This is a genomic window from Methanothrix sp., from assembly GCF_030055635.1.
GTDB lineage: Archaea > Halobacteriota > Methanosarcinia > Methanotrichales > Methanotrichaceae > Methanothrix_B.
The window spans coordinates 1-25,752 of record NZ_JASFYM010000020.1; the positions used below are offsets into that span (position 1 = coordinate 1).

Annotated in this window: 27 protein-coding genes; 18 read left to right on the forward strand and 9 right to left on the reverse strand. The window is 54.6% G+C overall.

Annotated elements, in window-relative coordinates; genetic code table 11:
* Positions 1–263, forward strand: a 263-nt coding sequence (locus tag QFX31_RS08080; protein WP_348531594.1) for a transposase, incomplete at its 5' end; no start/stop codon positions are given.
* 22 nt (positions 264–285) lie between these two features.
* On the opposite strand, the gene QFX31_RS08085 is transcribed toward QFX31_RS08080, so the two are convergent.
* On the reverse strand, positions 286–678 hold the full coding sequence (locus QFX31_RS08085; RefSeq protein ID WP_348531595.1) for a hypothetical protein: 393 nt from the start codon (positions 676–678) through the stop codon (positions 286–288).
* A 192-nt stretch (positions 679–870) separates the two neighbouring features.
* On the opposite strand from QFX31_RS08085, the gene QFX31_RS08090 reads away from it, so the two are divergent.
* From QFX31_RS08090 to pyrH, 3 genes are all read left to right on the forward strand, one after another.
* Positions 871–1,770 (forward strand): FAD-dependent oxidoreductase, encoded by a 900-nt coding sequence (locus tag QFX31_RS08090; protein ID WP_348531596.1) that lies wholly within the window; start codon positions 871–873, stop codon positions 1,768–1,770.
* A 4-nt stretch (positions 1,771–1,774) separates the two neighbouring features.
* Positions 1,775–2,716 carry an archaeosine biosynthesis radical SAM protein RaSEA gene (locus tag QFX31_RS08095; protein ID WP_348531597.1) on the forward strand — a complete coding sequence of 314 codons (942 nt, stop codon included), beginning with the start codon at positions 1,775–1,777 and terminating at the stop codon, positions 2,714–2,716.
* A gap of 343 nt (positions 2,717–3,059) precedes the next feature.
* Complete coding sequence (gene pyrH / locus QFX31_RS08100; RefSeq protein WP_348531598.1) at positions 3,060–3,731, forward strand: UMP kinase; 672 nt, start codon at positions 3,060–3,062, stop codon at positions 3,729–3,731.
* Here pyrH and QFX31_RS08105 read toward each other — a convergent pair whose 3' ends face one another.
* The 3 genes from QFX31_RS08105 to hisI are packed head-to-tail and all read right to left on the reverse strand — an operon-like array spanning position 3,732 to position 6,120.
* On the reverse strand, positions 3,732–4,598 hold the full coding sequence (locus tag QFX31_RS08105; protein ID WP_348531599.1) for a CBS domain-containing protein: 867 nt from the start codon (positions 4,596–4,598) through the stop codon (positions 3,732–3,734).
* Positions 4,599–4,649: 51 nt separating this feature from the next.
* Positions 4,650–5,798: a radical SAM protein gene (locus tag QFX31_RS08110; RefSeq protein WP_348531600.1), complete on the reverse strand. Its 1,149-nt coding sequence runs from the start codon at positions 5,796–5,798 to the stop codon at positions 4,650–4,652.
* Positions 5,758–6,120: a phosphoribosyl-AMP cyclohydrolase gene (gene hisI, locus QFX31_RS08115; RefSeq protein ID WP_348531601.1), complete on the reverse strand. Its 363-nt coding sequence runs from the start codon at positions 6,118–6,120 to the stop codon at positions 5,758–5,760. The genes QFX31_RS08110 and hisI overlap by 41 nt, the downstream gene beginning before the upstream one ends.
* 331 nt (positions 6,121–6,451) lie before the next feature.
* On the opposite strand from hisI, the gene QFX31_RS08120 reads away from it, so the two are divergent.
* The 4 genes from QFX31_RS08120 to QFX31_RS08135 all read left to right on the forward strand — a co-directional run bounded on the left by QFX31_RS08120 (position 6,452) and on the right by QFX31_RS08135 (position 8,947).
* The gene (locus QFX31_RS08120) at positions 6,452–7,132 is read left to right on the forward strand and encodes a DUF2162 domain-containing protein (protein WP_348531602.1); all 681 of its coding nucleotides are present in this window, start codon (positions 6,452–6,454) and stop codon (positions 7,130–7,132) included.
* Positions 7,129–7,776, forward strand: coding sequence for a MotA/TolQ/ExbB proton channel family protein (locus QFX31_RS08125; RefSeq protein WP_348531603.1), 648 nt, complete (start codon positions 7,129–7,131; stop codon positions 7,774–7,776). Before QFX31_RS08120 ends, QFX31_RS08125 begins: the two co-directional genes overlap by 4 nt.
* On the forward strand, positions 7,748–8,098 hold the full coding sequence (locus QFX31_RS08130) for a DUF2149 domain-containing protein (protein ID WP_348531604.1): 351 nt from the start codon (positions 7,748–7,750) through the stop codon (positions 8,096–8,098). The genes QFX31_RS08125 and QFX31_RS08130 overlap by 29 nt, the downstream gene beginning before the upstream one ends.
* A gap of 111 nt (positions 8,099–8,209) precedes the next feature.
* Entirely contained in the window at positions 8,210–8,947 is a 738-nt protein-coding gene (locus QFX31_RS08135) for an MBL fold metallo-hydrolase (protein WP_348531605.1), read from the forward strand.
* Between the two features lie 174 nt (positions 8,948–9,121).
* On the opposite strand, the gene QFX31_RS08140 is transcribed toward QFX31_RS08135, so the two are convergent.
* Together QFX31_RS08140 and QFX31_RS08145 are read right to left on the reverse strand one after the other, a co-directional pair.
* A complete protein-coding gene (locus tag QFX31_RS08140) occupies positions 9,122–14,551 on the reverse strand; it encodes a cobaltochelatase subunit CobN (RefSeq protein ID WP_348531606.1) in 5,430 nt (1,809 codons plus the stop codon).
* Positions 14,548–16,239 carry a PQQ-binding-like beta-propeller repeat protein gene (locus QFX31_RS08145; RefSeq protein WP_348531607.1) on the reverse strand — a complete coding sequence of 564 codons (1,692 nt, stop codon included), beginning with the start codon at positions 16,237–16,239 and terminating at the stop codon, positions 14,548–14,550. Before QFX31_RS08145 ends, QFX31_RS08140 begins: the two co-directional genes overlap by 4 nt.
* Positions 16,240–16,687: 448 nt before the next feature.
* On the opposite strand from QFX31_RS08145, the gene QFX31_RS08150 reads away from it, so the two are divergent.
* Positions 16,688–16,912 carry a hypothetical protein gene (locus tag QFX31_RS08150; protein WP_348531608.1) on the forward strand — a complete coding sequence of 75 codons (225 nt, stop codon included), beginning with the start codon at positions 16,688–16,690 and terminating at the stop codon, positions 16,910–16,912.
* 203 nt (positions 16,913–17,115) lie between these two features.
* On the opposite strand, the gene QFX31_RS08155 is transcribed toward QFX31_RS08150, so the two are convergent.
* Positions 17,116–18,060 (reverse strand): prenyltransferase/squalene oxidase repeat-containing protein, encoded by a 945-nt coding sequence (locus QFX31_RS08155; RefSeq protein ID WP_348531609.1) that lies wholly within the window; start codon positions 18,058–18,060, stop codon positions 17,116–17,118.
* A 63-nt stretch (positions 18,061–18,123) separates the two neighbouring features.
* Positions 18,124–19,485 (reverse strand): hypothetical protein, encoded by a 1,362-nt coding sequence (locus QFX31_RS08160; RefSeq protein ID WP_348531610.1) that lies wholly within the window; start codon positions 19,483–19,485, stop codon positions 18,124–18,126.
* Between the two features lie 348 nt (positions 19,486–19,833).
* Between QFX31_RS08160 and QFX31_RS08165 the strand changes: the two genes are divergently transcribed.
* The 7 genes from QFX31_RS08165 to QFX31_RS08195 all read left to right on the forward strand — a co-directional run bounded on the left by QFX31_RS08165 (position 19,834) and on the right by QFX31_RS08195 (position 24,365).
* Positions 19,834–20,313: a 3-isopropylmalate dehydratase small subunit gene (locus tag QFX31_RS08165; protein ID WP_348531611.1), complete on the forward strand. Its 480-nt coding sequence runs from the start codon at positions 19,834–19,836 to the stop codon at positions 20,311–20,313.
* Positions 20,267–21,148, forward strand: a complete 882-nt coding sequence (locus QFX31_RS08170; protein ID WP_348531612.1) for a hypothetical protein — start codon at positions 20,267–20,269, stop codon at positions 21,146–21,148. Before QFX31_RS08165 ends, QFX31_RS08170 begins: the two co-directional genes overlap by 47 nt.
* Positions 21,145–22,134, forward strand: coding sequence for an isocitrate/isopropylmalate dehydrogenase family protein (locus QFX31_RS08175; protein ID WP_348531613.1), 990 nt, complete (start codon positions 21,145–21,147; stop codon positions 22,132–22,134). Before QFX31_RS08170 ends, QFX31_RS08175 begins: the two co-directional genes overlap by 4 nt.
* 295 nt (positions 22,135–22,429) lie before the next feature.
* Positions 22,430–22,597, forward strand: coding sequence for a CopG family transcriptional regulator (locus QFX31_RS08180; RefSeq protein WP_296609727.1), 168 nt, complete (start codon positions 22,430–22,432; stop codon positions 22,595–22,597).
* Positions 22,594–22,956, forward strand: coding sequence for a 6-carboxytetrahydropterin synthase QueD (queD, locus tag QFX31_RS08185; protein WP_348531614.1), 363 nt, complete (start codon positions 22,594–22,596; stop codon positions 22,954–22,956). The genes QFX31_RS08180 and queD overlap by 4 nt, the downstream gene beginning before the upstream one ends.
* Positions 22,949–23,623, forward strand: coding sequence for a 7-cyano-7-deazaguanine synthase QueC (queC, locus tag QFX31_RS08190; protein ID WP_348531615.1), 675 nt, complete (start codon positions 22,949–22,951; stop codon positions 23,621–23,623). The genes queD and queC overlap by 8 nt, the downstream gene beginning before the upstream one ends.
* Before the next feature lie 7 nt (positions 23,624–23,630).
* Positions 23,631–24,365 (forward strand): 7-carboxy-7-deazaguanine synthase QueE, encoded by a 735-nt coding sequence (locus tag QFX31_RS08195; RefSeq protein WP_348531616.1) that lies wholly within the window; start codon positions 23,631–23,633, stop codon positions 24,363–24,365.
* Between the two features lie 109 nt (positions 24,366–24,474).
* Here QFX31_RS08195 and QFX31_RS08200 read toward each other — a convergent pair whose 3' ends face one another.
* Entirely contained in the window at positions 24,475–24,849 is a 375-nt protein-coding gene (locus QFX31_RS08200) for a hypothetical protein (protein WP_348531617.1), read from the reverse strand.
* 89 nt (positions 24,850–24,938) lie between these two features.
* Here QFX31_RS08200 and QFX31_RS08205 point away from each other — a divergent pair, with 89 nt between their 5' ends.
* Both QFX31_RS08205 and QFX31_RS08210 read left to right on the forward strand, forming a co-directional pair.
* The gene (locus QFX31_RS08205; protein WP_348531618.1) at positions 24,939–25,406 is read left to right on the forward strand and encodes a CRISPR-associated endonuclease Cas6; all 468 of its coding nucleotides are present in this window, start codon (positions 24,939–24,941) and stop codon (positions 25,404–25,406) included.
* Positions 25,375–25,539 (forward strand): hypothetical protein, encoded by a 165-nt coding sequence (locus tag QFX31_RS08210; protein WP_348531619.1) that lies wholly within the window; start codon positions 25,375–25,377, stop codon positions 25,537–25,539. The genes QFX31_RS08205 and QFX31_RS08210 overlap by 32 nt, the downstream gene beginning before the upstream one ends.
* Positions 25,540–25,752: the final 213 nt, after the last annotated feature.

The window sequence follows — 25,752 nt, forward strand, 5'->3', positions numbered from 1 at the left end:
ATATCGTCTACAAGGCGAAACTGCTCGGTGTGCCGGTTGTGTTCGTGGATCCGAAGCATACGTCCCAAGCGTGCCCGTCCTGCGGGCACACGTCTAAACGTAACCGCCCTGCCAGAGACGATTTCAGGTGTGAGTTGTGCGGCTTCGCTGGGTTCGCAGATCACATCGCTGCGATCAATATCGCATCCAGGGCTGCTGTCAACCAGCCTATTGTAGCGGTGCATATGCATCAGTTACAAGCTCCGGTCTTCAGGCTGGAGTAGTTGACGTGCAATTCTTGGCGTATCAGTATCCTCCGAGCCGCCCGATGGAGCGCTTGAGGTAGCTGAGCAGCGCCATCGAGAGCATCATCGAGAGCGCGAGCGCCGATATCGTGTCCTCCCACCTGATATCGCTCATCTCCATGAGGTACAAAATGCCTCCAGATAGGGTCGTAAGGAGCGCTGTCGATAGAACGGATACTAGCAGCGATGCGGCCACAGATCCAACCTGGTACCGCTCAAAGAGCGCGACGAAGAGGACGAAGCTTATCGCTGTTATCACGAGTATAACAGAGTACGGAAGAGTCGGGCCGTACATGAATACCTGGATGAGGCCGAATGCGAGAAGGACCATGGTGATTCCAAGCATTGTGGAGGCCAGGAACGCCCTCAGCACGTAGCTGTCGCGCAATATCATCTGCAATTTGTTTGCTTTTATTGAATATAAGGATTCTCTTCTCCGCTTACTGCTCCCATGCATTTGAAGCTGAACCGGCAGGTCTTGCAGCTATATTGCTCCTGCACGATAGCTGTGGTCCGCCTCTGCATGTCAGAACTGAGCGATCGTATTATCTACCATTAACCACCAAAATATCTTTGGTGTCTTCCCTTGTATGACGTCATTGTTGTGGGTGCCGGTCCGGCTGGTCTGACTGCCGGTATGTACTGCGCCAGGGGTGGCATGAAGACATTGGTACTGGGCAACATCTACACATCCCAGCAATCCATGGGCGGACTTTACGAGAACTACCCTGGATTTCCTGATGGCATCCAGGGCATAGAGCTCTCGGAGCGTATGCTCTCCCAGGCGCAGAGGTACGGGGCAGAGTACAGGCAGGAGATGGTCGAGAAGATAGTCCATCTGGATGACACGTTCAGGATCAAGACGGAGAGCTGGGAGTACGTCTGCAGAGCCCTGATCCTGGCGACGGGCGCGAGCCACAGGAAGCTGGGGGTGCCTGGGGAGGAGAAATACGTTACAAGAGGCCTGTCATACTGTGTTTACTGCGATGGCGCCCTCTTCAGGGACAGAACGACCGCCGTCGTCGGCTATGGCAACGGCGCAGCTAGGGCGCTGCTCTACCTCTCGAACATATGCAGCAGGGTTCATCTTCTCTGTCCTAGGGAGAGGCTTGTTGCCGAGGCGGTGTACCTCGATCGGCTGAAGGGCATAAGGAACGTAACACAGACATTCGGCGTCGAGGTAACACGCATAGTGGGAGATGAGTTCGTCAGCGGCATCGAGTTCGTTGTCGGGGGGACACCGAGATCCCTAAAGGTGGATGGCATATTCGTGGAGATGGGGGTATCTCCAAACACAGCTCTCGCAAAAGATCTCGGGCTCGAGCTGACTGAGGGCGGGTTCGTGAAGGTCAACCGTCTCACACAAGAGACATCCATGCCAGGCGTCTTCGCAGCCGGAGATGTCACAGGTGGAAGGATGCAGGTCGCAACCGCGGTCGGCTCGGGCGCATCGGCAGCTATAAGCGCTATGCAGTATCTCAGGTAGAGTGATGAAGAGCGCGCGATCCCCTGTCGCGGTCTGGCGCGGCAGGGATCTTCTCGATAATAAAATCGTTGAATCCACCACAGTGATTCTGAGAACCAGGGGCTGCAGATGGAACCGGTGCGTGATGTGCGGATACGCGCAGGAGGGTGTCGATGCGAGCGCTGAGGATATCATCGCGCAGTTCATTTCTGCACTAAAGAAAGCCGAGGGCTCGGAGCTCGTCAAGATCTACACCAGCGGCAGCTTTCTCGACCCTGCAGAGGTTCCTGAGGCGGTGCGCCTGGAGATTCTCAGATCGCTGAGAGATATGGGTGTGAGGAGGCTTGTGATCGAGTCGAGGCCGGAGTACATCGATCGCACCGCTCTCGAGCAGATCCTGGGTCTCATGGACGTGGAGATAGGCATCGGTCTCGAGAGCTCGAGCGATCTTGTGAGGTCGCATCTTATAAACAAAGGGTTCACGTTCTCTGATTTCGCGAAGGCCGCTGATCTTATACACTCCCTCGGGGGGCGCGTGAAGACCTACCTACTCCTCAAGCCCCCGGGTCTCTCTGAGATGGATGCGATCGCTGACGCGATGAGATCTGCGAGAGATGCAGAGCCTTACTCTGATATCATCTCGCTGAACCTCTGCAACGTCCAGAGGAACACGCAGCTTGAGAGGATGTGGCAGCGCGGCGTTTACAGACCACCATGGCTCTGGTCGGCGGTTGAGGTTCTCCGCGAGTCCTCGCTGAGAGTTCCGTTGATATGCGATCCGGTTGGCGCAGGAGCGAAAAGGGGGCCACACAACTGCGGCGTATGTGACGGATTCGTTGCAGATGCGATAAGGTCGTTCTCGCTGAGCCAGAGCAGATCCTGCCTGAACGTCGATTGCACCTGCCGCTCCGTCTGGAGAAAGGTCCTGGAGCTCGAGGATCTCTCCTTCGGAACACCACTTGTTTGAAACGCTGCATGCGACATTAGAGGCGTGCCAAAAGGATGAAAGCGTTTGAGATGCGGGTTGGTTTCGTCCAAACAACCCGACAAGGAATGTCAATCCTCCATGTCGTGCTTTCATGGTAACAGGGGCTTGTCTCTGCTCCGCGCTCATGCGTATCGACGATCTGCTCCAGCGTAGCAGGTTGTCTCTCATGTGATGCTGGAACGGATGTTCTGGAAATCCAGGCGACAGAAGCTGTACGCATGTACGAACCGAATGTTTTGGTCTTCCTTTTGGTTTTCCGGCTCAGGCCTAATGCACCGGAAAGTGTTATGAATCCGCAGGCTCTCCCACAGCAGGGATTCAGATGATCATCGTATACTCTCTTGGCGGATCCGTTCTTGCAGCGCAGGATTCCGCCGGCCTCAAAAGATATGCTGAAACGTTAAGAACAATCTCGAGAGACAATCAGGTCTACGTCGTCGTCGGGGGCGGGGCCCTCGCGCGCGAATGTATAGGGAGAGCGCGCGGCGTGGGTGCGAGCGAGGCCCTCTGCGATTCGATCGGGATACTCGCGACCAGGATGAACGCAGCGCTCCTCGCGGCAGCCCTCGATGGCTCCGCGCCGTTCAGGGTGCCGGAATCTTACGACGATGCACTCGAGGTCTCAAAGACGTACAGGATCGTGGTCATGGGCGGAGTCTCTCCGGGACAGACCACCGATGCGGTCGCTGCCCTTCTGGCAGAGCACGCCCGCGCGGATCTTCTCGTGATCGCCACATCGGTGAACGGCGTTTACACATCAGATCCTGAGAAGGACCCGGGGGCTGTGAAGATCCCCAGGATGAATGCAAAGGATCTGGCCAGGATGATGAGCCAGATCGAACTCAAAGCAGGATCGAGATCCCCTGTGGACCCGCTTGCAGCCAAGATAATCGAGCGGAGCCGCATCCCCACAGTCGTGGTCGATGGCAGGGACGTGGCCAATCTGATCAGGGCGATAGATGGTACACACGACGGCACCGAGATTCGCAGCTAGTCACGCCGGGGTCAGCGATCTGATTATGTCAGAGGGGTTAACCAGACCCCATGGCACCCCACCCTCGGTGACCACAAGCTGGCTCGTGCCAGTCTTGCCCATGATCTTTATCGCCTCGTAGACCAGATCGTCAGAGTCTATCGTAAGATAGCCCCTGGTCATGATCTCCTTCACCTCAACACCTGTGCGTCCGTCTGCGATCGCCCTCACAAGATCCACCAGGCTCACAAGTCCTGGAGAGCTCTCATCGACGAGCGCCTCGCTCACGCCGTTATGTATCATGGTCCTGGCGGCATCCTGGATCGATGCCGAGGGGCTGATTCTCACTGCGCGGCGTGCGATCTTTTTCACAGGTATCCGCGGCACTGAGATCATCTCTCTGACCTTGAATATCAGCCTGCTCATCGTGTCGTCCCTGCCGGTGACCTCGCCCCTGATGTAGAGCTTGTTCACAGGCGTCGGCCCTATCTCGATCTCATCGCCTATGTTGAAGTCCCTGACGTTCCCTGTGATGCGAACCATGCCATCGCAGCTGTCGTGCCGCATGACCTTGTTGAATATGATCTCGCTCGCAGATGCGCCCTCCACCTGGACGCCGTTCTTGATTATAGGCACGTCGACGATATCGCCGCTGTTGTCGAGGCATAGAACCTCATAGGCGGCACCGGTCGCCTTGTAGCCGCCCTTCGGCCCTGGCACTCCCTCCACAAGGTTCAGCGCCTTGAGCGACTGCATCTGGTTGCGTATGGTGCCAGGATTGCGGTCGATAAGCTCTGCGATCTCCTCTCCCTTTACAGCTCTTCCCTCACGTCGATGTATGTTGATCAACGCGGTAAGTATATCCCTCTGAACTGGTGTTAGCTCCATAGCAATACGGAAGTACCATCATTATTACCTATTTAGATTTAACCTTCGGAGTCACAAATTTTTGGATGGTCCTTTCGATCGCATGGGGCATTTATTAATTCCTTTATAGGGAAAATCTGACATCCTTTTCCAGATTCTGGATAGCGATTCTCTCAGAGCATTTCCATAACTCATAGGGTAACAGGCGCATGGGTACACATCGCCAGCTGGAGTGATATGCATCCAGCTCCTCCCCGCGAAGCATCCGAAGCGTTTGAGCGCCTCAGGCACAGAGAAAATCCTCGGCGGGGGTGCGTTTGAGGCGAACCCCTCCAGCGCGGAGAGATCAGAATCGTCGAGCACGATATCCTCTGAGCCGGTGCACCTCCCCGTCGGCACAACCTCGAAGAGCGTGAGCTCATGCGCGCCCATGTCGCGTGCGAGCTCGTGGAATTTCTGTAGGTGCATGATGTTATCATGCCTCAGCACCACATAGAGATCGACCAGCAGTCCGGCGCTCAGCGCATGTCTTATGGCGTTCATAGCATCCCTGTACACACCCCTCCGACCGCGTATGGCATCATGTTCATGCTCCACAGGGCTGTCCAGGCTCACGTTCACCGCCTGGAGGCCTGCATCCCTGAGCCTCTCCGCCAGCACCTCGGTGAAACCAGCGCCAGAGGTGAACATCGTGGTCACCGCCCGATCGTCCACATAGCTCACAAGCTCCGGAAGCTCTCTGTACAGACACGGCTCTCCGCCATCGAATATTATGAGCGTGGATCCGAGATCGAGCGCCTGATCTATGATTCTCTGAACATCTTCCGGCTCAAGACTGAGGTGCTTTCCCGTATCTGGCAGCGCGCAGTGCCTGCATCTGTTGGGGCACTCCTCGGTCACAGATATCGTGATCTGGTCAGGGGTTCTCCTGCCGAGGGATGCGAGGATCTGGCTCCTGACAAAGCGATCGAAAGCCCTGCTCGGAACAGGTGGCAGCCATGTCGATATGTACAGAGACTCCCCAGCGAATGCCGGAATGTTTCCGTCGATCATCGAGAGGGCGGATGAGATCGCTGGAACTCTGGAGAGAATACCATCGGCTCTGATCCTGATTCTCCCCGAATCTACGATTGCTGCCGCCTTTAAAAGAGGGTTATCGCAGAGCGTGTACACCAAACGATCACCGCTTGTAGACCTCATCGGGATCGAAGATCCTCTCACCGACTATCCTCCCGTCCAGGGTCCTGTAGAAGCAGGATCTGTATCCGGTGTGGCATGCGCCCCCCTTCTGCTCGACCTTGAGAAGTATCGCGTCCTCATCGCAGTCAACCAGTATCTCCTTCACGATCTGCTCATTTCCGGAGGACTCGCCCTTACGCCACAGCTTCCCCCGCGACCTAGACCAGTAGTGCGCAACCCCCGTCTCCACAGTCTTTTTGAGCGCGACGCTGTTCATGTAGGCCAGCATCAGCACCTCTCCTGTCCTCCAGTCCTGTGCCACTGCTGGAATCAGCTTGCCATCCGGAATCTCGACGATGCTCATCACCTCATGATCACTGGCGTGGCGTATAAAGCTTGGTGATGTGCTTTCTCGTCCCAGCCGTAGCAGCTCTCCGGATCAGCTCACAAGTTCGCTCTTATCTATTTAGCAACCTGGAGTCATGCAGGCCGGTTTCTGGATGCATTCATTCGCCTGACAGGACCGCCCGGCAGGACCAGCTAGCTCCGGGCAGGTTATCAGGACAAGAGCATACAGATTTCAACGCACTGGCGGTGCGCCAGAAGCATGATCTGTGCATTCGCAGCATCCGACCCGCAAGAGATATATCCAAAAAACTTGACTTTAAGCCAATTAAGTTTAACAGGTGTCCTGCTTGGAACTTGCAATCGCACTTGGGGTGCTTGTGGGCCTGCTGATATTCGCCCTTAAGGCCAGCATGGGATGCGGGCTAGCGCATCTCAGCCTCAGAGAGATCACGCTGGTCGCATCAGGCTATCTCCTTGTGGCCACCGGTATGGGTCTGGTGATAGATCGCCTCTCCATAGATCTGATCGCGGGCATGATCAGAGCAGGTGTGGCGATGCATGCGATTCTTGCACTCTGCCTCATAGCTCTCGGGATGCTCACGATAAGAGAGTGGAGATGCTCCAGTAAGGATATCTCCCGCAAAACGTTCCTGGCGCTCTCTATTCCGTGTCCGGCATGCATGGCCGCGACGTTTCTCTCAATCAGCGTGCTTGCAGATCACCTCGAAATTTCACCAGCCAGAATCGGCGCAGCGGTGGGCATCATGCTCTTCATCACCATCTCTTTTGTCTCAATGCTCCTGAAAAGGATTCGGGGAGGGCCAGGCATCATCGGGAACGTGATGATGCTCCTGGGTGGATTTTACCTCATATCGATAATGCTCCTGCCATCATACATCCAGATGCAGAGTGTGATCCTGAGATGCGCAGCGCCTGAGGTGCATTCTGAGCTGATTGCAGCTTATCTGATACTGACGATGCTGATCTCCCTGGGGTATGTCATCCGGAAGAAGGGTGTGAGGGTATGATATACGAGACGGCTGTCAGCCTTCTCTACGTTTTCTCCACATCTCTGCTCTATCCTGACATAATCGGCCTGCTTATTCTCTTCACATGGTCGCTCATCCTGGTGGGATCGATGATCCAGGAGTACACCTCCAGGAGAAGGGATGTTAAGGAGCTGGAGGAGATTGTGCTCAGGGCAGCCTCGCTTGTAAGCTCCGGAATGTCAGAGGATGCCGCAGATCTTCTCAGGAGTTACAGATCCCCGCAGGTGGCCGGTGTTCTCATGGAGATAGCACGCTCTCTGGAGGGCAGCATGCTCCGCGTAAGGCTCGACAAGATCCTGCAGGATGTGGAGCTGGATATGGCCAGGAGGCTCGAGCCGCTGCGCATCGGCATGAGATTGGGCCCGATACTGGGGCTGATGGGCACACTGATACCCATGGGCCCGGCGCTTGTGAGCCTTTCGAAGGGGGATATACAGTCGATGGCATCGAGCCTGATAATAGCGTTTGCAACGACTGTTATAGGGCTGGTCGTTGGCGGTATATGCTACTGCTCTCTTCTGATAAGAAACAGATGGTACCATCAGGATCTGAGCGATTTGGAGTACGCTGCTGCTATCCTGAGGAGGGCGATGGATGAGGGGCAGGACGGGCGTTCTGGATGAGATCGATGGGGACCCGATGGAGGGCGTCGCCAACCTCTTCGATGTCGCGATGGTCTTCGCTGTGGCGCTTCTCCTCGCGCTTGTTCTCTCCTACAACATCTCAGAGCTTCTTGATCCAACATCCAGCGTCACCGTTGTGAAGAATCCGGGCGAGCCGGACATGCAGATAATCATCAAGAACATGAGCAGCATTCAGATCCTGAACATGACGGAGCAGCTCGGAGGGGGGCAGGGGACCAGGATAGGCACCGCGTACCGTCTCAGGAGCGGTCAGGTGATATACGTCCCCGAGAATGAGACGTCAACTCCTATGAGGATCTGAGGGCGTTTGGATCGCGGGCCCGAACTGCTGAGCGGCCATCAAACCACTGGCAAACCTCCAGGCAGCGGTGGAGATTTCAGTGATGGGAGCACAGGAGCGGGAGGTGATCGAATGTATGTAACTCTTCTCGGCACAGGCGCGGGAATACCGCAGCCGGATCGCGCGCAGTCCTCTCTTCTCATTCGTGATGAGCATCTGCTGCTCATCGACTGCGGAGCTGGCGCCCTTTTCAGGCTGGGCGAGCTCGGGCTGAGCCCGCTGGAGATCGAGACCGTGCTTCTCACGCATCTGCATCTCGATCATGTTGCAGACCTTCTCCCACTCGCAAAGGCGCGGTATCTGCTCGGCAGGCCCTGGCTCAGCGTATTCGGACCTGCCGGCACAGAGCAGCTGGTGAGATCCCTGCAGTCCCTCTACCCTTATCTGCACTCGATAAGGCTGGAGGTCACCGAGATCGAGGCTGGATGCAGGTTCGAGCTGTGTGGATTCAGCGTGCAGAGCGCATCCGCGGTCCACAGCGTTCCAGCGCTCTGCTACAGGATCGAGGGCTCATCGATTCTCACATGCTCAGGAGACACCGAGCCGAACGCAGATGTATCTGAGCTCGCGGCCGGATCCGACCTGCTCGTCCATGAATGCTCATTTCCCGACGGATTTGATGTTACGAACCACACAACTCCAGCGGCCCTCGGTCGGCTTGTTAGAGATGTCGGTGAAATCCTGCTGACACACTTCTATCCCCAGTGCAGGGGTCTGGAGGATGAGATGGCGCGCACTGTGGAGCAGCTCTCCGGAATCAGGACCAGAGCGGGAAGGGATCTGATGCGCATTCCTTTGAGATCTGAATGATCGCTGATGGCACTGGAATGGCAACCAGCGGCGCAGCCAGGTGATCTGGCGGAGTGGCGGGTGCATTAAAACGAACCATTCAGAGCCGGCTGATTTGGCGGCAGCAGAGATCACTGAGATCGATCTCAGCCCCAATGCGGACACATTCCCTCTCGCGTGGGGAGAGGAGTGTTCCTACTCCCTCCTCCACATTCCCGCTGCAACCAGCAGTAGCACGAAGAGCACGAGCGCTATCCCGAAGAGCGGCGCCCCTGATACAGAAGGGGTTGCTTCAACAGTGACGTTCTCCATCACATATCCCCTCACGTCCATGGTCTCTGATTCAGGCTTTTTCTCCATCTCAGACCCGACACCCTGGGGTAGCGTGCTGTTCTCTCCATAGGGATGCCTGGAACGCGATGAGCTTCCCGACCTCACAGCCTGAGCGGTCGAGGATTCCTCTACAGCAGGAAGCATACCGCTCATATACTCCTTCAAGAGAAGATTGCCGCAAGTGTGGTGGCAGCAGGCAACCCCGTAATCCTCGACGAGATCCCTGTACTGCTCCGCCAGATCCTTCAGGACCTCCGGAGATGGATGCCATCTGTCCTTCCTTGCGGTCTCAAGAAGCCTCGCATCCATCACCTGCGCAGCCCATGGATTGTTCTTCCTGAAGAAATCTCGCAGCCCCAGGCCGTATTTGTCATCCACATAGATCTCGTGAACCTCTTTCCATGTGCTCTCGCTCACAAGCTCGGGCACCGTCGCCTCCCATCCCCAGAGGTACTCGACGAACCTGTCCATCTCCCTCGCCCCAGCGTAGCCCTGCTCCATCATCCCCTGGATCCATCTGGGGTTGTAGTACCTTGTCCTCAGCTCCCTCGAGAAGAACTCGCCCAGCTCATGGACCCTTTCCTTCCTGGGATCTCTCGCATCTGTCACGTACATCTCCGGGGTGGAGCCGGTCACGGTTCTGACAGCGAGAGCTATTCCGCCTAGATACTGGAAGACGTCATCGTTATCGATGAACCCGTAGAGGTTGGAGTTCGTGTGATGGACGGCTGCATCAACTCCCTCAAGATTCGCGCTGTAAACCTCCATCTGCTGCTCCAGGGACAGGGATCTGCCAGAGGCGAACCTCCCTCCCCAGATACCATCTCCGTAGATGTATGACATCCTGGATATGAACAGCCTGCCGAGCTCTGAATCGTTCTCCCATCTGTCGCTCGCGGATACCGGCGCGTCGAGGTTCGGGCCGTATGTGCCCGCTTCCTCGAGAAAGATCCTGGATCTGGAGAGGAACTCCGCATCCTCTGCGCTCCAGTTGCCTGCCTGGATAAGCATATCCCTCAGCATCTCGGAGTTCTCCCTGACGTAATTCGGGTATGCTGTATCTGTATCGTTTGCAGCGAGCCGTATCGCCTTATCGATTAGAACGAGCTTCTCCGGGAAGAGATCCCTGTAAAGACCGGATGGAACCACAAGGACATCTATCCTGGGCCTGCCCAGCTCTGATAGTGGTATCAGCGCGACATCGCTCACACCGCCGTAGGCATCGTAAACTGGCCTGGCACCGACGAGCTTGAGGATCTCAGAGTCTACGACCCCGTGGTCTGTCATCGCCCAGGCCCACAGGACGATCGCTATCTTTCTCGGGTATGTGCCGTTGTGCTTCAGCCTGTACTCCTCGATGAGCTCCTCTGCGAGTTTGCCTCCCACATCCCATGCCGCATGCGTCGGAACCCTTCTCGGATCCACAGACCTGAAGTTCCTGCCTGTTGGTAGCACCTGAGGATCCCTTATCGGGTCGTCAGCCGGCGATGGAGGTATGTAGCATCCGCTCAAAGCGTTTGTCGTGTTCGTGAGCTCTCTGTCACAGCTCCTCAGACCATCAGCATACATTAACGAGATGTTCAGGATACCCGTCAGGTTGGAGCTGATCTTTCCGAGAATTAACTCCTGAGCTGCTTCTGGGGAGGAACCGTTTATCACTGCTTCATAAAGGAGAGATGAAGATGCGTTTTCGATCTCATCCTCGCTGGAGGTTTTGAGCGCTCTCCTGATCTCATCGATGTAAGAATCGCCGAGCATCGAACGCACCATGGCAACCATCGAGTTATTCTCGTAGGGCTGGCCGAATGTGTGGAGCCCGTATGGCATGAACGAGCTCTTCAGCTCATCCAGGTAGTTCTCCAGCTCTGGCAGGAAATCCTCGAACGCATCAGGCTCCTGGAGTGCGCTGAGGTTCGCGCCGAGATCCTCATCCAGATGGAGCTCGCTGCATGTCTCCAGTATCTTCCTCCTGTACTCGTCCTTCACGCTCTCGTTTAGCACGTTCCTGTACTCGTATATGCTCTCCCTCAGATCTGAGAGGTTTCCGTAGAGGCCCGCGGCCACGATTGGCGGAGTGAGATGGGAGATCATCACAGCATCCCCGCGCCTCTTAGCCTGGGTGCCCTCTGCGATGTTGTCCACAATGTATGGGTAAACAACAGGCATGTCCTGAACGAGGAGCGCTGGCCAGTCGTCCCCTCCGACCACCCCCTCTCTGCCTGGAAGCCACTCCTGGGTCCCGTGCTTGCCCAGGTGGATGATCGCATCCGCGCCGAATCCGTGCTTGAGCCATAGATAGAACGCTATGTACTGATGGTGTGGGGGCACATCTGTGGAGTGGTAGAGAACCGTGCTGTTCTCAAGCCATCCCCGGCTCGGCTGCGGCAGCAGAATCACATTCCCGAAGGAGAGCTTCGGTATGACTATGTATGAGCCGCTGGAGTTCCTGAAGACCATGATCTCCCCGGGAGGGGGACCCCAGTGATCGATGACCTCTCTCTGCCGATCCGCCGGAAGCTCCTCGAACCAGCTGATATAAAGAGCTGCGGGGATCAGTGTGGCGTTTCCGCTTGCAACCATTGCATCCAGCTCGCCGGGAGCCCATGTGCCCACGTTCGTTCCCTGGTGTGCCAGAAGATCGACCAGGATCCTCTCATCAGGAACATCTCCCTCGATCCTGTACCCCAGGCTCTTCATGTGTTCCAGGATGTTTCGCAGGCTTCTCGGGACGTTAAGGTAGCACCCCTCTATGTTGTCCTTCCCGCCGCCGTGGTTGTAGTAGATTATGGCGACCCTCTTCTCGGAGTTCGGCTTTTTGAGCATTATCTGAGAGATGGCACGATCTGCGATCCGCTCGACCTCGGGCTCTATTGATGTGTACACAGTATCGTTCTTCCCGGAAACTGCGATCGGATCGAATATCCCGTCCATCTCGGGTAGCGCGACCTGGAAGTAGAGCTCCATCGGGCTGATGCTGGAGTTGGGCCAGTCCTGAGGCGACTGGTAGTAGAGCCGCATGCCGCGAAGCGCAGGCACGTTCAGCGACTCCAGGATCTCCACACCCCTATCAGGGTCCCCGTAGCTCAGGCGGAATGACTTGGTGACCACAGCGAGATCGATCAGGGTGGTGTTGTTCAGAACAAAGAACCTCTCGAGAGAGGATGCATTCGAGAAGCCTATGCATATGACATTCGCACCCCTTCGCTCGAACGCCCTGATGAGATCGATCCTGTCTGGCTGTCCCATGTCGCCGTAGTAGCTCGCGATTCCGATCGTCGGGGCGCTGCTGTTGTACCGGTACCAATTCATGTAAGATGTTATGTTCTCGAAGAGATCCGGGGCATCAGGGTGGTAGATGTACTCCTTCGGCGCAGGGATGGGCGGCTCAACCCTCACGTCAACTCCACAGAAATGTGACGCCAGATATGCAACAAGCCGGCGCATGTTCTCCACCCCTCCGTACTCCCAGTACAGCTCGATATCGGGATGTGCGCTCAGGTTCACACTGGCAAGATTCTGATATCCAGGGGAGTTCAGGAGCACCACTGGAACGCCCTTTCCCTTCGGCTCCTCCAGAAGCCTCTCGAGCACCGGTGCAGCCTCACTGCCTATCATCTCCAGAAATATCATACTGTATCCGGAGAGATTCATCTCCGGATTCAGACTGTCGGGCGATGTGAGCGTTATGTTCAGCGGCGCCCCCTTCATCGCCTCGCTGAGAGACGGCTGCTGGCCGACGGTGACGAAGAGGGCATCAGGCCTGCGCAGCCTGGCGGTTATCTCGATCCTGGGGCATTCCTCTGGCCTTGAACCCCTCTCTCCGTAGTAGAAGACAACGCGATCCCCGTCGGTCAGGATCGCAGACTCTGGCCCGATCAGAGGCACAGGCTCTTCAGGATAGTTGACCCAGTACCTCCAGGATCTATCAGGGGTGGAGGCGAGATCCCCTATCGAATCTACTGTCAATCCGTAAATGCTGAGGAGGGAGTCGTTCACGCTGACGTTCATGTTATTCGATGATGCAAACGACATCAGCGCCCCGAGCGCGCTTTGCATGCTGATGTTGTAAACACGGCCATCTACAGTCACATTCAGGCTCCTGTTTTCGAGCACGACCTCGCCGCTCAGGAGCTCATGCGGCGAGCTGAATGCGTACAGCCTTCCATCATCAGCTCCTATGAAAAGGATCCCATCAGAGGCTGATGGCGAGGACATTATGTACTCGTTCACAGGATATCTCCACACAATTGATCCGTCGGATGCGTTCAGCGCATAGACGGTTCCTGCATCTGTATTGGTGCCGAAGTATATCCTGCCGTCCAAGAAGAGTGGCGATGATCTCACAGGCCCGTTGACCTTCGTCTCCCAGATGAGAGCTCCATTGGCATCGAGGCACACAACACGTTCATCATCAGTTCCCACGTAAACGCGACCTGATGCGATCGCAGGGGTGGAACTAGTGCCGTTGATGCTCCTCTGCCACAGAGTCTGACCGGTGGTAGCGTTCAGAGCTGTGATGGACCTCTCCGTCACAAAGAAGAGCGTTCTGTTCCATATGGCGGGACCTGATGTGATGGCAGCATCTGCAGGAGCCTTCCATACGATATCCTGTGTGGAGGCGTTGACGCAGTAGAGGGCAGGATCTCCGCCGGGGAAGTAGATCATCTCCCCCAATGCAGCAGGAGATGCGAACGGCGAGATGGATCCTGTGGACAGATTCCAGAGCTCCTCTCCATCGAGACTCAACGCATGGAGCGCGCCATCGGAGAAGCTCATGATGTATATCGTATCATTTTCGATGAGAGGAGAGGAGGCGACGCCCCAGTACTTCGGGTCTCGCTCTATGGTTCTGTTCCACAGAGTCTTTCCTGTTATGATATCAACACAGTAAACCTCACCGGTCAGCGAGCCTGTGAAGAGCCTGTCACCAAATACAGCTGGTGTAGATGCCCCGCCATTTCCGCCTATTGGGTTCACCCAGAGAACCGTTCCGTTTCTCACATCGATGCACGCAAGCCCGAGTTCTCCCCTGAACGTCATGTCAGGCCAGTTGGATACGAAGACCCTGCCTCCTGAGACGACTGCCGACCCTCCTATGTACCCGTGTCCTGTGAGGCTCGTGCTCCAAAGTACATCAGGAGAATCAGGGCCCGAACCGCTCACGTTACCTGTCCTCTGGTTATCACCGTGGAACGTCACAAAGTCCGCGCTCGCATGCGGAATCAGTATCATGAGCAGGAGGAGCCCGAAATTAACGATGAGGAGCAGATGTTTGGTCTTTAAATGTATCATAAACAAGTTCCCTCCTTCTGGCAGCTTCGAGAATCACCAAATGCGTATACCCTCCCATCTCCGATGGTGAAGACCATGCCGCAAGCGACTGCAGGCGAGGATCCGCCTGCCGGGTAGCTCCAGACGACCTCTCCTGTTGTGGCATCCAGGGCAAATATGCCATCGTAATCCATGAAATCAGCCCTGCCAACAAAAACAAGGCCGTCAGCACATGCAGGAGAGCACCTCCAGTCGCCGATCCCCATCTCCGAAGCTGTTCTCCATACCAGCTCGCCAGTTTGTGCATCGAAGCAGTATGTGTGCAGCTTGCTGAAGCCCTCACAGCCACCACAGACGTATACCCTATTATCGGCAAATGCAGGGGTTGAATCTGTTGGACTTATCTGCGCACTCCAGAGTACGGATCCATTCTCCAGAGATAAAGCGAGAAGATCACCATCACCGTCGAAGTTGTAGGTCGCAATGTAAACCACCTCATCATTTAGCATAGCTGAGCCACATGGGGAGTTCTCTGTGCTAAGATTCCAGATCTCTGTGCCGTTATTCAGATGGACACAGTAGATCCTCCCGCCAAGCCCCCACTCCCAGCTGCCAAACACCACTCTATTTGAATCGATCGCAGGGGTTGATTGTGCATTCCCTTCAACTGTAACGTTCCAGATCTCTCTGCCCGTATACTCATCAAGACAGTAGTAGTGATGTCCATCCCAGTCGCTCACTATGACCTTTCCCTCAGCAATTGCCGGGCTGCCATCGATGGCGAACCTGCCTGTTGGTGGTGTATGGCTCCAGATCTCCTTTCCATCTGAAGCATTAAGGCAGTATGTCCTGTCTGATGTGAAGAAGACCTTTCCATTATGATACACCGGAGTGAAACCGAACGCGTAATCCCCTGCTGACTTGAACGGATACTCCCAGAGCACCCTGCCAGATCCCTGATCAAGGCAGACCAGCCTGTCAACACAGTTTACGAAAACCCTCCCCATGGCCACCGAGACAGAAGAGCCTGGTTGAGCCCCGATATCTTCACTTATCCATGCAGTGGTGTTGTCTCTGGGAGCCCGGGATCCTGTGAGCCCTCTATGCTGCGCATCATAATGGAACTGCGGCCATTCATCATCTCCCAGACAGTAAAGCTTCCCATGATGCTGATCTCCCTCAGTTCCGAAGTACAGCCGACCTTTATATACGGCCACGCCTCCCAGGATGTAGCCATTATCCGGTGGGTTGAACCTCCAGAGGAGCTCTCCATTGTTCCCCACATCCTCAATGCAATAAACAGAACCATCTGTCTGTGCTGTGGTGAAGAGGATACGCGGTTTATCGTAAGCCGTCGAGACCACTGGAGATGCTTTAACACCTGCCTCCACAGGATATCTCCATATCACCTCACCGTTGCTATCATTGATGCACACCAGGGCCCCGGGATGTCCGTGCTCTCCCACCCCGAGATATACTCTGCCTCCAAAGATCGCTGGAGTCGATGTGCTGAATCCAACAGGCACGCTCCAGCCGTGGTCTTTGAACCTTCCTGTCTCATTGTCAAATGCTATTTTCCATGCATAACCCTCATCGGCTGAGGCTTCGGAGGTCGTGTAGATCCATCCGTTATTGCATGCTACTGACGCTCTGATCCGGCCCGGATTTTCCTGAGAGAAACTGAGTCTTGTGCTGTCATTGAGCCTCAAAACATCTGCGACTTCTCCAGTCAGCCGGTTCAAGCTTAAAAGGATGCCATCATTCTGTCCCACCACAACATAATCGTCGAGAATGCAGGATCCGCACCACTGATAGCCTTTTGTCTCCGATGTGTAGTTCCAGCATTCTGTGCCATTATCGAATATGCAAAAGAATTTCTTTTCTGAAGTTCCATATGCGCTGCTCTCTCCAAGGTACACTCGCGAAGCTCCATACGTCAGAGGAGCTTCAAATCTCTTATCTGTCAGTGAGCAATTCCATAGTTTAATTCCCGTCATGCGATCAAAAGCTGCGAGATTTCCGGAATCGGTCGCGGCAAATATCTTCCCTCCGCCACAGGCTGGCGTTGAGGTCTGGAAAACCCAGCCATCGAGATGTGAGGTCCACATGGCCTTGCCCGTATCCGCATCAAATGCGTAAAGTGTGCCATTGCCTGCGATGACGTATACTGCTCCATCACATATCACCGGTGTAACATCAACCCTCTGTATATCTGCAGACCACAAGATCACAGGATTCTCAGGAACCTTTTCAGAAATCACTCCAGAGTTGAAACTGTCCTGCTGGTACTGCGGCCAGTCTGATATGCCAACATCGCAGAAGAAGGCAAAGATGGATGAAATCAAGATTAATACAAGCAAATATATTTCATATCTTTCCTGAATTATATCGCGAATATCTTTCACATGTAATGATCCGTCCTCCTTCATCACAATCACCATATGTGCATATTTCATGAGTGGCTTGTAGTGATGCATGATGCCAGCTGACGCATCAGCATCACATCCAAACATCTTGTTTTAATGAAAATTTAATTTACTTAAAGTTTTTGGACTTAACACAGGTTCATCTGAACAGTACCGACATTACAACCCCGGCCGATTGGTAGTTATCACTGGTGGCATGGTTTTTCCAGCAAGAGCAATAATCGCATTTGCAGTCCACTCAAATGACATTCCCTCGACATCATCCTTCCACCATATGGATCCGTCATCCTTCTGAAGGCTCTTGAGGTGGTCGATGGGGTTTGAGCCACCGATGCACCACTTTCTCGGGTCCTCACCAGCGGCATTCAGTGCCATTATCGCCCAGCCATCACTGGCAGCATTCGATCCGAGAAGAGAGAAGCCACCATCTTCATTCTGCTCAGAGCGCAGATACTGAAGGCCGTTTTGGATTGTGGTTGAGTTCTTCTCCTCGCCTGCAGCCAGAAGCGTGCACAGAACTAAAGCGGTCGTATCCACATCTGCCACATCACCGCCATTCCATGCCCATCCACCGGATGATGTTTGCAGACCCTTCAGATGATTTATTGATGCATCCAGGCTGCTAAAATTGCCTGATGAGATGAGGCCCAGTATCACCCAGCAGTCATCCCAGATGTAGTTCTTCTTCCCGATCTCACCACGGGGACCAAAGTAGCTCCTGAGAAGCTCAACATAGTTGCTTCCATTCACATCATGAGGATTCAGGCCCGCGGAGACAAGAGCCACAACATAGCGGCCGTATTGAGCCTCGACATTTGTCATATTATCGATGGCTTCGTGATTCTCGACCAGATAGCTCAGCGGGCTGTTATTTCCACGAACATGCTTTCCAGGGTCATCGCCTAAAGCTGCAAGGGCGATAGTCGCTATAGCAGTCGATTTGATACCGCTCACCGCTCCAGGTTCTGATCCGAAACCTCCATCATCATTCTGGCACGAGAGTATATATTCCAAAGCAAGCTTGACAGCGGTGTCATTCCCGAAGAGCAGCGCATTCTCGTACAGGTTTGATGCATTTTGCGCCTGTGATACGAGCACCAACATAAAAATTATGCCGATAAATTTTTTGGCGTATCTAACATTTACATCACCACAAAGTACCGTATATCAGATGTTTCTGCGACAGAAGCAACTGTATGCACTGTTTTTCGATATCTCTATGCTTGTGTTTGCCAACCCTCCTGTGCAGCACGGAAGCAGCTCATACTCCATAGATTCGTTCTCATCGCTATCATTTCCTGTGCTGCTGGTAGTGTTGACTATTGGAAATGTTCCCCGCTCCATGATACTGAATCTGCCAATGTACTGGTCGAGAATCTCCTCGCTTGCAAACCGTCTCCTGCTCAAAAACGCATCCTTCTCTGTGCTCCATCCATGAAGAAATGCCTCCCCCTCAAAGTCGGATCGCAAGGAGAAGTTGATCTTCTCACTGTTGTTGTAAAAGCCTTCTCGCTTGATGGTCTCCAGATTGTAGTAGTTCTCCTCGAAGGCAGCAGCTGCTCTGTAGTTCATGTGGCTGATGCGCTCTCCGTATCGTGATGCATAGTTCAACCTCCTGGACAGCAGCTGCTGCGAGGTTGGCTCATATTTCATCTCGGCAGATGTATTGATATCGATACCACCTGGCCTCTGCCGTACAGTTCGCTCAGAATGGTATTTCCCTGAACCCTTTTGCCGGTTTGCGCTTGAGACCTGCGGATACGCCCCGCTGGGAACCGCAAAATAGCTTCTGCATGAAGAGAATCCCGTACCAGTGACTGTGGAGTATTCGTCGTATTCTATGTTTGCGACTCTTCCAACACCTTCACCGGTGATGCTGCATATGTACGGTCCACCAATTCCGCACTGTATGTAGGGGAGTCCGTAGAAGTAGTAGGTGGCGATATATCCGGGTTTCTCTGCAGCTACGCAAAAGTACGCATCCGTCTCCAGCACGATATCATCCGTATAGCCGTCACTGCCTGTGTGGAATGTCATGTTGCCAACGATGACCTCGGCTCCAGCGGATGGGCGATCATATCCGCCCCAAGAATACGCAGATTTCTCCATGACTTTTATTCTGAATGGCTGACCCTTTGCCACCGCACTCGGAACACCGACAAGATACAGATAGCCTGCCAGATGGCTTTCGCTATTCGGGCCGATGAATTGAAGCTGATCGCCATCACTTAAGTAGTAGCTGCTCACCCCTACGCTCGATTCCGCTCCATTAACGTAAAATGCAGGCCCCCATGCACCATTGCATCCTGCGATGCTGGTCAGAAAGTACCACCATCCAGAATCGTAGCCGGTGTATGCCACCCCACTGGCCTTGATCGCATCCAGTGCTGTTGGATTGGGCTTGTCCAAGGTTACAGCATTATCATAAACTACACCACCATTGCAGAAGACCGTGAGCTGAACGGTGACGGCCGCACATGAAACCGTGATAAGAAGCAACATTGCTACGAGTGTTATGGCGAATTTCATCCCAATTCCTCAAATAATTTTTACTTATCTAATTTTTATTTGATCAACTTTACTTGATTTTATTTAAAATTTTTGGCTTAATGCCAGCGCAGTATGAATACAAGTGCTCTTAGATAACCTTCCAGCAATGGCACCGGCTTTGCTGCTCTTTCCTTACAATGTGTGCTTCAAGCAACCAGATCGCACGACTTCCATAAGCAGAAGAGCGCTCTCGAAATATCCAACAGCCCTCGAGAGGTCGTTCAATGTACTCGGAGTTATTCCATCATCGCATTGTTGATGCATTCTGTGACGGCTTGAAGCAGATCAGCAGAAAGGAATATTAAAGATGCATCCTCACTCCGCATCATGATCAGGGGCAGAGCATGGGTCTTCGGGGATGATGTTGATACAGATGTCATAATTCCAGGAAAGTACCTCAGGACAAAGGACCTGCGTGAGCTTGCGGAGCATGTCATGGAGGGCCTGGATCCGTCGTTCTCGTCCAAGGTCCAGCCGGGGGATATCATAGTGGCGGGCAAGAACTTCGGCTGTGGCTCCTCCAGGGAGCAGGCCCCGCTTGCCCTGAAGCTCGCAGGAGTATCATGCATCGTCGCCAGATCCTTCGCCAGGATATTTTACAGGAACGCCATAAACATCGGTCTTCCACTCATCGAGGCAGATGTCGTGTGCGATCCGGGGGAGATCGTCGAGGTCGATCTCTCAAAGGGAAAGGTCACTGTCGGCGGAAGGGAGTACACCGGCAGAAAGCTTCCGGACTTTCTGATGGAGATACTGAACGATGGAGGGCTCGTGGCCCACAGGAGAAAGCAGAGGGGGCTGGTCTGATTTGATCTTCCCTGAGGACTACAAGCAGATAGGAATCTCCAGAGAGCCAAGGCGTGGCGATCCCGTTTACTTTGCCACAAGGTACCTGATATCATACGAGGGAAGCAGCACATGCATTTACAGGGTCGAGAGCGATGGCGAGGGTTTCATGAGGAGAGCCAGAGACGTAGAGCTCATCTCCAGCGGCGACGAGATCGTGGAGTATCCGGAGATCGTGAACACGAGAAACCGGGCTCGTCTCATAAGACTCGCGATGGATCTCTGCAGGGGAAGTGTAAATACAGTCATCTTCAGAGGCCCGGATGAGCATGTGACCTTCGTTCACGATCCCGATCCCGGGGCGATAACTGAGATAGAGATCCTGGATGTCAAGCCCCCTGAGCCGCCGTGGCTTGTTTACGTCATTGAAAAGCTCGAGGAATGCGGTGTCATAGGTGATCTGACGATGAGCTTCAGGCCCAGAGTTCTCGACCTCAGGAGCTTCAGGGAGGATGATGTCTACTTTCCGTGCAGAGCATCCGGCCTTGGAAGATCCCTCGATGCGGACAGGGTCACATCGCCGGTGCCGAAGATCGTGGGATGCGAGGTATCCAGGGAGATATTCAGGGCTGTCTACGGCGAGAGGGAGCACATCTTCACCAACATATGCCCTGTGAGCGGGGATCTTCTGGTGCCTGAAGGCCCGTTCATCACAAGGTGCTGCAGATCCGAGCGGAGGGGTCTGATCAGATTGCACGGGCATCCTGGGGTCGTGGTTCACTGGGGCGATGGGCCGCATCAGATAGAGCAGGCGCTGAGAATGCTGGCCGGATCACTCAAGGAGAGCCGGAGATGAAGAGAGTCGCTCTGGTGCCGGGCGACGGCATCGGTCCCGAGGTCATATCGAGCGCGGTTCGTGTCCTGAATGAAACCGGATTCGACGTGGAGCTCGTGGAGTTCGATATAGGCTACAGCAGATGGAAACGCGATGGAAAGGCCATAACAGATGATGATGTCGAGGGTATGAAGGACTGCGACTGCATACTCTTTGGGGCGATCACGACTCCTCCGGATCCTGATTACAGGAGCGTTCTCATAAGAATCAGAAAGGAGCTGGATCTGTATGCGAACATACGGCCTCTGCGTTCCGAAAGAATCGATGCGATCATTGTGAGGGAGAACACGGAAGGACTCTATTCAGGTCTGGAGGTGCTCGGCGATGAGGAGGCCAGGACGGTGCGTGTCATAACTAGACGTGGGAGCCAGAGGATAGCGGAGGTGGCATGCAGGATCGCATCGGAGCGGAGGCATCTCACGGTAATACACAAGGCGAACGTCCTGAAGAGCGATGTCTTGTTTTTAAAGACGTGCAGGGAGGTCGCCGAACGGCATGGAATCAGGTATGAGGAGATGCTCGTTGATGCTGCCGCGTACAACATGGTCATCAGGCCTGAGAGGTTCGATGTGATGGTGACGACCAACCTCTTCGGGGACATTCTCAGCGACGAGGGCGCGGGCATCGTCGGCAGCCTCGGGCTCTGCGCCAGCGCGAACCTGGGGGACCGCTGGGCGCTCTTCGAGCCGATACACGGTAGCGCGCCGGACATCGCGGGCAAGGGCATCGCAAACCCTGTGGGAGCCATACGGAGCGCTGCGATGATGCTCGAGTGGTTTGGCGAAAAAGAGAGGGCGCGGTTGATAGAGCAGGCTGTGAACAGCACCCTCTCCAGAGGGATTACAACCCCGGATCTCGGCGGCCGCTGCACAACATCTGAGTTCACAGATGCAGTCATCAGCGAGATAAGGCATGAGCTGAGGCGCGGAGACCAGGTTGACCTCTGATGGCAGCAGACACAGTGTCTCAGTCGTCTCTCATTTTGCCTTGAGCTGCGTGGGAACATATTCTGGTCTATGTGGCTCAAACTGTCGGGAGGCGAGATTCCTCCTAGGCAATCGACTTCGCCTCGCTTCTCCATCGGTCCGCTGAATCAGGGTGGATGGGTCTTTGTCATCATGTTCCCAGCAGGCCGATATGTCTCTATGGATCCTCCGGAATCCTTCAGAACCGCTGCATGGAGGGATAAGTTCATATCCCAGAATTCTTCCAGGAATACCAGAAGAATACCAGGGGAACACCATGCCTAAGGTCACTGTTGAGATACCGCAGCACATCATAGATGATGTGAACAGGCACGTGGGCGATGGAAAGAAGTTTGTGAGCTTTTCCGATGCGGTGCGCACAGCTCTCAGAAAGATGCTCGATCAGCTCGATGAGATCGACAGGATGCGGGGACGCCTCGAATGAACATAGGCATATCTATGGAGTTCGATGCGGCTCACCACCTCCCCATGCATGAGGGCAGATGCTCCCGCATTCACGGCCACACGTACAGGGTAGAGGTGGTTCTGCAGGGGAATCCAGGAGATGATGGCATGATCGTAGATTTTTACGTGCTGAAAAAGATCGTGAGCAGGGTGATCCAAGAGCTCGATCATAACGATCTCAACAGCGTTCTGCAGAACCCGACGGCTGAGATGATAGCATCCCACATACACAGAAGGCTGCGCGAGGAGCTGAACATTAGCGGTGTATCTGAGAGGGCCTCGCTGATCTCAGTCAGGCTCTGGGAGGGGCGTGACAAGTGGGTGATGGTGGATGAGTAAAGCTGTGTGTCTCTGCTCCGGCGGCCTGGACTCGACCGTCGCCGCGACGATCGCGCGCAGATCCGGCATGGATGTGTATCTCATACACGTGAGTTATGGCCAGCAGGCGGAGCTGAGGGAGATAGAAGCGGTCAGGAGGATCGCAGGTGCGATCGGCGCATCCGATCTGATGCTCTCCACACTGGATCTCTTCAGGGGCCTCTCGGCGCTGACGACACCATGCGCCAGAATACCGCAGGGAGTGGAGGTCTCGCTAGATTCTTATTCCACACCGCCGACGTGGGTTTACTGCCGGAACACCGTGCTGCTCTCGATGGCTGCCGCATACGCTGAATATCTGGGAGCTGAGAGCATCTACGTCGGGTTCAACGCAGAGGAAGCGATGTCGTATCCTGATAACAGGCCCGAGTTCGTGGAGCGCTTCAACGCGCTTCTTGAAAGAGCGGTTGCGTCCTTCAGCCGGCCGCCGAAGGTTGTGGCGCCGCTTGTGGATATGAGAAAGAATGAGATCGTGCGTCTCGGCACCGAGATAAAAGCCCCTCTGGAGCTCACCTGGTCCTGCTATCTCGATGGGGAGATCCACTGCGGCACATGTGAGTCATGCCAGCACCGCAGGAGAGGGTTCGTGGAGGCTGGGGTTCCTGACCCGACAGAGTATCTGCATTGAGGGGTATGTGGGAGAGATCTTCACCAGCCTCCAGGGTGAAGGGCCTCTCCTCGGGCGAAGACAGGTTTTCGTGAGGCTCTCCGGCTGCTCACTGGGATGCAGCTACTGCGATACCAGGGCGTATCTGAGGCGCACGGAGAAGTGCAGGCTCGAGACAGCTCCGGGCTCGCGCACGTTCGTCGATCTCCGGAACCCCCTCAGGGTGGATATGGTAACAGAGTGCGTGAAGCTCCATGCATCTCCAGAGGTCCACAGCGTATCGGTAACCGGCGGGGAGCCGCTGGAGCAGCCCGGGTTCACGGAAGGTCTCGCAGGAGAGCTGAAGGGCCTTGGTATGAGGGTCTACCTGGAGACGAACGGCTTCTCATTAGATCTCTTCTCCCGCATATCGAAGCACATCGATATCGCAGCGATTGATGTGAAGATGCCCGGCACGGTTCGATGCAGCAGAGATCTATGCGATCGTCTTGTAGAGAACGAGCTCGCATGCTTGGAGAGATCCTCTGAATTGGGGATATACACGATAGCAAAGGTGGTGGTGCAGCAGGAGACCGAGGAGCATGACCTCGAGCGCATCTGCTGTGAGATGCCATCTGTGGACGCCATCGTGATACAGCCGGTCTCCGGTCAGATCATGAGCGAGCTCAAGCTTCTGGCGCTCCACAGCATCGCAGCCAGGCACATCGGAGCGGAGAGGGCTATGGTGATCCCACAGATGCACAGGGCACTAGGCATGATGTGAAAAGCGAGCCGCCAGGCTCCAAAGTGCACATAAATGGCGCAAGCCAGAGGCAAGCCAGAGATGTGACGCTCAGCAAATTATCTCCCAGGACCATCTGCATGATGCGATTTCAGCGCATCATGCCACCGCTCGAGTCCAGAGCGCTTCCGCCGACGTCCTCTGCTGCCTTCTTCTCGCGCTCCTCCTTGCTGAGGGGCTTGTACATCTTCCTGTACTTCTCCCCTCTCTCGTCCCTCCTCCACTCCTCAAGCTTTCTGTCCAGGGCCTCGAACATGTACTTCTCGGCCTGCTTGATCGTATCGAGATCGCCACGCAGCACGAGTATCTCCCGCTCGTCGACCTCCCCGATCACATCGACCCTGGCGCGCCTCTTCACGAGATCGACCTCGAACTTCTCCACGAGCTCCCTTATGACGCTCACGGGTATGCCCGGGGGTATGGCGAGATCGTAAAGCCCCTCCAGCTCCTTCTTACCGCTCTCCATTGCAAAGACCTCAAGTCAAGTTGAGAATCGGGGGATTTAAGATTGTCGAGATGGCTTGGCGAGTCTCCTGTGAGATCTTCCAGCCAGGCATGTCGACCTGCGCTTTCGGAAAGATGTGGTTTAACAAGTTCGGCGGGATACGGCTGGGGGATCGGAGCTATCCTGTTGTTGTGAGGCATATATGCCTGAAAAGGGAGCGGTTTGGGTGTGCTGGCGAGCTTCATGCGTACAGGTTTGTCACTCAATGGCTGGCTCTCAATCAGGAGAACTACGGGCGTTATGCGGATGCGGCTTCCTGGGATGAGAGGAGGGCGCTTCTGAGAAGGATCCTGGTTGGGAACATACTCTCTGCTGCGAATCTTGATCTTGGAAGGTTGAGAGACGCGATCTGCACCTTAAAGGGTGTGATGGTTACAGGCATAAGATATGAGTTTCTGGCTAACTTTCACATTCCGGATCTGATGGGTCTGGGGAAGTATGTTTCAAAAGGCTTTGGAGGGGTTGTGAACGGCAGGCGAAGAGAGCATGATAGAGCAGGGGGTGACAGAGCGGAATGAATTTATAAAGGGTTCGATAAATTCCACTCATGCCAGATACCCCCCTGAAAAGGAGCTATCCGAGGGGAGATCTGCCAAAAAGGACGAAAAATCCCCGCTGTCGAAGAGCGAGTTCCAGGAAAACAAGGATTGAAACTTATTTTCGCAGCGGAAATTAGCGACCCTTGCGGGAGTCGAAGAGCGAGTTCCAGGAAAACAAGGATTGAAACTATTCCAGTCTGCTATGGGGGCTATAATCTGAGCTAGTCGAAGAGCGAGTTCCAGGAAAACAAGGATTGAAACTAGTTCTGAACACTTCGATGCACGCGATCAGGCCCTCGTCGAAGAGCGAGTTCCAGGAAAACAA